Origin of the sequence: Streptomyces sichuanensis (assembly GCF_020328095.1) — a bacterium.
Lineage (GTDB): Bacteria > Actinomycetota > Actinomycetes > Streptomycetales > Streptomycetaceae > Streptomyces > Streptomyces cinnamoneus.
The window spans coordinates 34,602-40,601 of sequence record NZ_JAIXMK010000059.1 but is presented as its reverse complement, the minus strand read 5'-3'; the positions used below and the strand labels follow the sequence as shown (position 1 = coordinate 40,601).

At 70.2% G+C, this 6,000-nt stretch carries 6 protein-coding genes; 3 read left to right on the top strand and 3 right to left on the bottom strand.

What is annotated here, in order from left to right; genetic code table 11:
- Positions 1-128: 128 nt before the first annotated feature.
- A complete protein-coding gene (locus LE181_RS18445; protein WP_225662399.1) occupies positions 129-1,484 on the bottom strand; it encodes an APC family permease in 1,356 nt (451 codons plus the stop codon).
- A 75-nt stretch (positions 1,485-1,559) separates the two neighbouring features.
- Between LE181_RS18445 and LE181_RS18440 the strand changes: the two genes are divergently transcribed.
- Positions 1,560-2,549, top strand: coding sequence for a 4-hydroxy-3-methylbut-2-enyl diphosphate reductase (locus tag LE181_RS18440; RefSeq protein ID WP_225662398.1), 990 nt, complete (start codon positions 1,560-1,562; stop codon positions 2,547-2,549).
- Between the two features lie 29 nt (positions 2,550-2,578).
- Positions 2,579-3,343, top strand: a complete 765-nt coding sequence (gene ppgK, locus LE181_RS18435) for a polyphosphate--glucose phosphotransferase (RefSeq protein WP_225662397.1) — start codon at positions 2,579-2,581, stop codon at positions 3,341-3,343.
- Here the strand turns inward: ppgK and LE181_RS18430 are convergent.
- Positions 3,240-3,842 (bottom strand): DUF6542 domain-containing protein, encoded by a 603-nt coding sequence (locus tag LE181_RS18430; RefSeq protein WP_225662396.1) that lies wholly within the window; start codon positions 3,840-3,842, stop codon positions 3,240-3,242. The two genes, ppgK and LE181_RS18430, sit on opposite strands and share 104 nt — an antisense overlap.
- 187 nt (positions 3,843-4,029) lie before the next feature.
- Between LE181_RS18430 and ychF the strand changes: the two genes are divergently transcribed.
- Entirely contained in the window at positions 4,030-5,118 is a 1,089-nt protein-coding gene (gene ychF, locus LE181_RS18425; RefSeq protein WP_225662395.1) for a redox-regulated ATPase YchF, read from the top strand.
- Positions 5,119-5,226: 108 nt separating this feature from the next.
- Here ychF and LE181_RS18420 read toward each other — a convergent pair whose 3' ends face one another.
- Positions 5,227-5,808: a Uma2 family endonuclease gene (locus tag LE181_RS18420; RefSeq protein ID WP_225662394.1), complete on the bottom strand. Its 582-nt coding sequence runs from the start codon at positions 5,806-5,808 to the stop codon at positions 5,227-5,229.
- Positions 5,809-6,000: the final 192 nt, after the last annotated feature.

The window sequence follows — 6,000 nt, the reverse complement described above, 5'->3', positions numbered from 1 at the left end:
TGCCCGCCGCAAATAACCCTTACGCCCCTGCCAGGCCCCACCCCACCCCGGCCCCTTCCGTCCGTCCGGGCGCCCGCCCTCGCCGGTGGTCGCTGTTCCTGCCGGCGCGACGGTGATGCCGGGTCGCGTCAGTCCGGTCCGTGACGCCTCACGTGCTGGGTCGTCAGGTACGTCAGGCCCGCTGCCAGCCATACCGCGCCTGCCAGCTGTGCCGTCCACGCCGCCTCGGCGATCACTGCCGTCACCACCACCAGGCCCAGGAGCGGGATCGCCACGTGTCGCAGCGGGCTGATGCGTTCGTTGTGCTTGCGGACGCAGAACCAGCCGATCACCGACGCGTGCAGCAGGGCGAAGGCCGCCAGTGCGCCGACGTCCACGACGGACACCAGGCGGTCCAGGCCGTCGTCCCGGCTGGCCGCCCAGACGGCGGCGAGCAGTGTGACCGAGGCCGAGGCCAGCAGGGCCGGCCGCGGTACGCCCGAGCCGGGGTCCACCTTCGACAGCAGGGCCGGCAGCCGGCGGTCGCGTGCCATCGCGAAGAGCAGGCGGCCGGCGGCCGCCTGGCCGGCCAGCGCCGCGAAGGCCGCACCGATCGCCTTGCTCGCCGCCACCAGGTCGTGCAGCCACGGGCCGGTGGCCGCGTCCACCGTGTCGTAGAAGGCCGCACCCTGGGCGGACGGGTTTGCCGCCAGTCCGGTCGGTGACATGGGAGCCAGTAGTGCGGCCAGGTAGGTCTGGACGACGAAGAGGAGGCCCGCTGCGGCCAGGCACGTGATCACTGCTCGCGCCACCTTCTCCGAGCCGCCCGCCGCCTCCTCCGCGAACGACGCGATCGCGTCGAAGCCCAGGTACGACAGGACCGCCACGGACACCGCGCCCAGCACCGCCGCCGTCTCGAAGCCCCCCTCCCCGGTCAGCGGCGACAGCCAGCCGTGGCGGGGGCCGTCCTGGGTCAGCGCGACGGCCGCTGCGACCACGAAGACCGCCAGGACCGCGATCTCCATGGCCAGCACCAGGAAACCGACGAGTGCTGCCGCACGGACGCCCGACAGGTTCAGTCCGGTGGTGACGACCACCGCCAGGGCCGTCCACACCCACTGCGGGACGGTGGGGACGAGCGCGTGCATCGCGATGCCCGAGAAGAGGTAGGCGACCGCCGGGATCAGCAGATAGTCCAGCATCGCCATCCAGCCGGCGACGAAGCCGGCTCCCTCGCCGAGCCCCACGCGCGCGTACGTGTAGACGGAGCCCGCGCGGGGTGCCACGCGGACCATCTGGGCGTACGAAAAGGCCGTCAGGGCCATCGCGGCCGTGGCGACGACGTAGACCAGGGCGACCGCCCCGTGCGACCTCGCGTCGAGCGTCCCGAACACGCCCACGGGCGCCATGGGGGCGATGAAGAGCAGACCGTAGACGACCAGGTCGCGGAAGGTGAGCGTGCGGCGCAGCGTGCCGTCGCCGTCGATGGGGACCGGTGGGGGCATGTCGCCAGTATTCGGGCGCCGCACCGGCCCCCGGCCGGGCCACGCCGGTGGGTGCGGGCCCTTACGATGGACCGCATGACTGGTACTCCCGCCCGCAAGGTTCTGCTCGCCGCCCCCCGTGGCTACTGCGCGGGCGTGGACCGTGCCGTGATCGCCGTCGAGAAGGCGCTGGAGCAGTACGGCGCCCCCGTCTACGTGCGGCACGAGATCGTCCACAACAAGTACGTGGTCAAGACGCTGGAGCAGAAGGGCGCGATCTTCGTCGACGAGACGGAGGAGGTGCCCGAGGGCAACATCGTCATCTTCTCCGCGCACGGCGTCGCCCCGGTGGTGCACGAGGAGGCCGCGCGCGGCAAGCTCGCCACGATCGACGCGACGTGCCCGCTGGTGACCAAGGTCCACAAGGAAGCCATCCGCTTCGCCAAGGACGACTACGACATCCTCCTGATCGGTCACGAGGGCCACGAAGAGGTCATCGGGACCAGCGGTGAGGCCCCGGACCACATCACCCTCGTCGACGGGCCGGAGGACGTGGCCAACGTCGAGGTGCGCGACCCCGACAAGGTCGTGTGGCTCTCGCAGACCACGCTGTCGGTGGACGAGACCATGGAGACCGTCGACGCCCTCAAGGGCCGCTTCCCCAACCTGCTCTCCCCGCCCAGCGACGACATCTGCTACGCCACGCAGAACCGCCAGGTCGCGGTGAAGCAGATGGGTGCCGAGGCCGATCTGGTGATCGTGGTCGGGTCGAAGAACTCGTCGAACTCCGTGCGGCTGGTCGAGGTGGCGCTGGGCGCCGGCGCGCGGGACGCGCACCTCGTCGACTACGCCGAGGAGATCGACGAAGCCTGGCTGGAGGGTGTCTCCACCGTGGGTGTGACGTCGGGTGCCTCCGTGCCCGAGATCCTCGTCCAGGGCGTGCTGGAGTGGCTGGCGCAGCGCGGCTACGAGGACGTCGAGATCGTCAAGGCCGCCGAGGAGTCCATCACCTTCTCCCTGCCCAAGGAGCTCCGTCGCGACCTGCGCGCGGAGGCCGCGGGACTGGCCGCGTCGTCCGAGGGGTGACCGCCCGTTCCACGCCGTAGCGTGTCGGTATGAACGTATTCGGCGTGGACGTCGGCGGATCGGGCATCAAGGGCGCTCCGGTGGATCTGGAGCGCGGCGACGTCGCGGAGGAGCGCTTCAAGGTGCTCACTCCGCACCCCGCCACCCCGGAGGCGGTCACCGACTGCGTGCAGCAGGTGGTCCGGCACTTCGGGCTGCCGGTCGGTCCGGTGGGGGTGACGTACCCCGGCGTCGTGGTGAACGGCACGACGCGCACCGCCGCCAACATCTCCAAGCACTGGATCGGCCAGGACGCCGCCGGGCTGCTCAGCGAGCGGCTGGGCACGCCGGTGACCGTGCTCAACGACGCGGACGCCGCCGGGCTGGCCGAGATGACGTTCGGCGCCGGGCAGGGGCGGAGGGGCACCGTCGTCGTGCTGACCTTCGGCACGGGCATCGGCAGCGCGGTCTTCAGCGACGGCAGGCTCGTGCCCAACACCGAGCTGGGCCACCTGGAGCTGCAGGGCCACGACGCGGAGACCCGCGCCTCCACCCGCGCCAAGGAGGCCGAGGACCTCAGCTGGAGCCGCTGGGCCAAGCGGGTCGGGCGCTACCTCGCCCATGTGGAGATGCTGCTGTCGCCCGAGCTGTTCGTGATCGGCGGGGGCGTCAGCCGCAAGGCGGAGAAGTTCCTGCCGTTGATCGAGGGCGTCAGCGCCGAAATCGTGCCCGCTCGTCTGGAGAACAACGCGGGGATCGTGGGTGCTGCGATGGCCGCTTCCGCAGCTGGGCCCGGGCCCGTCGCCGCGCCTTGATCAGCAGGACCCTGCGGACCAGCGCGATCAGCGCGGCCAGCAGCGTGCCCGCGTAGAGCCAGCCCGCGTTCAGGGACAGCAAGGTGACCACGCTCATCAGCCGGCCGCCGAAGCCGCCCGTGCCGTCGCTCAGCGGCAGGACGCCCACGGCGAAGGCGATGGGCACGCTCACGGGTGCGGTCATCACCTCGGCCGGCCGCACCCACAGCGCGCAGGCCGCGCTGCCGAGCACGAAGAACACGTCGTATACCCGGGCGCTGCCGTCCAGCAGCGCCGAGTCCGCGACGCCGATGCCCAGCATGGCCAGAGCGGTGAGCAGGCCGCTGCCCAGACCGGTCAGCCGGGGGGCCGGGGGGCGGTCCGGCGACGGGGTGGGGCGCCCGGGACGGGGGCGCCGGAGGGCGCCGCCCTGGCGCTGCCCCACGGGCGCCGAGGGGCGGGGCACGGGGGAACCGCGGCGGGCCTTGCGCTGGGGGATGCGCGTGCTGGGTTGCTCCACCGGACCAAATTAGGGGGGCGCGGACGGGGAAACCGGCGCGGGACACGCAGTTTGAGCCACCTTGGCCGTGCGTTCGAGGAATCGTCCGCCCGGGGCCCGTGTGCGGACGGGACCCGTAGACTGGATGACCGGGCGCGTCACGGGGCGCGGAACCCTCGCTACTACGGGAACAACGGGAAGTCGCCACGTGTCGCTCACGATCGGAATCGTCGGTCTGCCGAATGTCGGCAAGTCGACCCTGTTCAACGCCCTGACCAAGAACGACGTGCTGGCGGCGAACTACCCGTTCGCCACGATCGAGCCCAACGTGGGCGTCGTCGGCGTCCCGGAGGCGCGGCTGACCAAGCTGGCCGAGATCTTCGGTTCGCAGAAGATCCTCCCGGCCACCGTCGACTTCGTCGACATCGCCGGCATCGTGCGCGGCGCCTCCGAGGGCGAGGGCCTGGGCAACAAGTTCCTCGCGAACATCCGCGAGTCCGACGCGATCTGCCAGGTCATCCGCGCCTTCAAGGACGAGAACGTCGTCCACGTCGACGGCAAGGTCTCGCCCAAGGACGACATCGAGACGATCAACACCGAGCTGATCCTCGCCGACCTGCAGACCATCGAGAAGGTCCTGCCGCGCCTGCAGAAGGAAATGCGGATCAAGAAGGACGTCGCGCCCAAGGTCGCGGCCGTCGAGGCGGCCAAGGCCCTCCTGGAGGAGGGCACCACCCTCTTCTCCGCGGGCATCGTCCAGGGCTCGGAGAAGGCGGAGCTCCTGCACGACCTCCACCTGCTGACCACGAAGCCGTTCCTCTACGTCTTCAACGTCGACGAGGACGAGCTGACCGACGACGCCTTCAAGGACGAGCAGCGCGCCCTGGTCGCCCCGGCCGAGGCCATCTTCCTCAACGCCAAGCTGGAGGCCGACCTGGCCGAGCTCGACGAGGAGGACGCCATGGAGCTCCTGCAGTCCGTCGGCGCCGAGGAGCCCGGCCTGGCCACCCTCGCCCGCGTCGGCTTCGACACCCTGGGCCTGCAGACCTACCTGACGGCCGGCCCCAAGGAGTCCCGCGCCTGGACGATCAAGAAGGGCGCGACGGCCCCCGAGGCCGCCGGTGTGATCCACACCGACTTCCAGAAGGGCTTCATCAAGGCCGAGGTCATCTCCTTCGAGGACCTGGTCGCCACCGGCTCCGTCGCCGAGGCCCGCTCCGCCGGCAAGGCCCGCATGGAGGGCAAGGAGTACGTGATGGCGGACGGCGACGTGGTGGAGTTCCGCTTCAACGTGTGAGTGGTTCGTTACCGTGAGTTAAACGGTTCGTCAAACGTGCAGGTCAAATGGGGCCGGGCTCTGTGAGTCCGGCCCCCTCTGCGTTCCGTGCTGACTTGGTGCTGACTCTTAGTTGCCCCGGGGCGGGGTGAGCTTGTCGAGATCCAGGTTGATATCGAAGGGCACAGGGCGTTCGAGGGTGCCCCGGAAGATTCCCGCGGGTGCGTAGACACCAGTCGGTTCGTCGAGTTCGTAGACGTGCACGACAGGAGCGCCGTCCTCTTCCTCGATGCACCAGTAGTGCGGGATCTTGGCTTCTGCGTACTTGTGCAGCTTCACCGTGCGGTCCCGGTGCGCGGACTCGGGTGAGACGACCTCGATGACGAGCCGGACTTCTTCCGGCGCGTACCACGTGCGGTCCGGGTCATACGGCGCGGTCGTCACGAGCAGATCCGGCTCCGGCCGGTTTCGCTCGTCGAGGCGGATCGTCATCTCCCGTTCGACCTCGAAACCGGCGGGCGCGGTGGCCATGAGTGTGGTGGTGAGGGAGGTGACAAGGCGGCCGTGCCAGGACCGCTGGGGCGACATCATGAAGACGAGGGCTCCGTCGATCAGCTCGGTGTGGCGTGGCGCCTCGGGGAGGCGGTCCAGGTCCTCCGCGAACCAGCCTTCCGCGCGCGGCGGGCGCATCCAGTCGGGCAGTGCGGTCATGGCTAAACCGTAGCGACTCGGCGAGGCCTGGGCCACGAGATCGTCAAGAGGCGACCGCCCTTCCTGGCTGTTCTGAAAACCCCGGACCTGCCGCCGGTGCTGATTCTGTGCTGACTTGGATCTCTCAGAAGACCGTTTCCGCAGGTGGGAGCGTTGTGGTGGATGTTCCGCTTCAACGTGTGACCGATGCAT

Bases quoted from the DNA above. Each gene is read 5' to 3' on its own strand.
- LE181_RS18420 (WP_225662394.1), bottom strand. From the start codon at position 5,808: ATGACCGCACTGCCCGACTGGATGCGCCCGCCGCGCGCGGAAGGCTGG.
- ppgK (WP_225662397.1), top strand. From the start codon at position 2,579: ATGAACGTATTCGGCGTGGACGTCGGCGGATCGGGCATCAAGGGCGCT.
- LE181_RS18440 (WP_225662398.1), top strand. From the start codon at position 1,560: ATGACTGGTACTCCCGCCCGCAAGGTTCTGCTCGCCGCCCCCCGTGGC.
- LE181_RS18445 (WP_225662399.1), bottom strand. From the start codon at position 1,484: ATGCCCCCACCGGTCCCCATCGACGGCGACGGCACGCTGCGCCGCACG.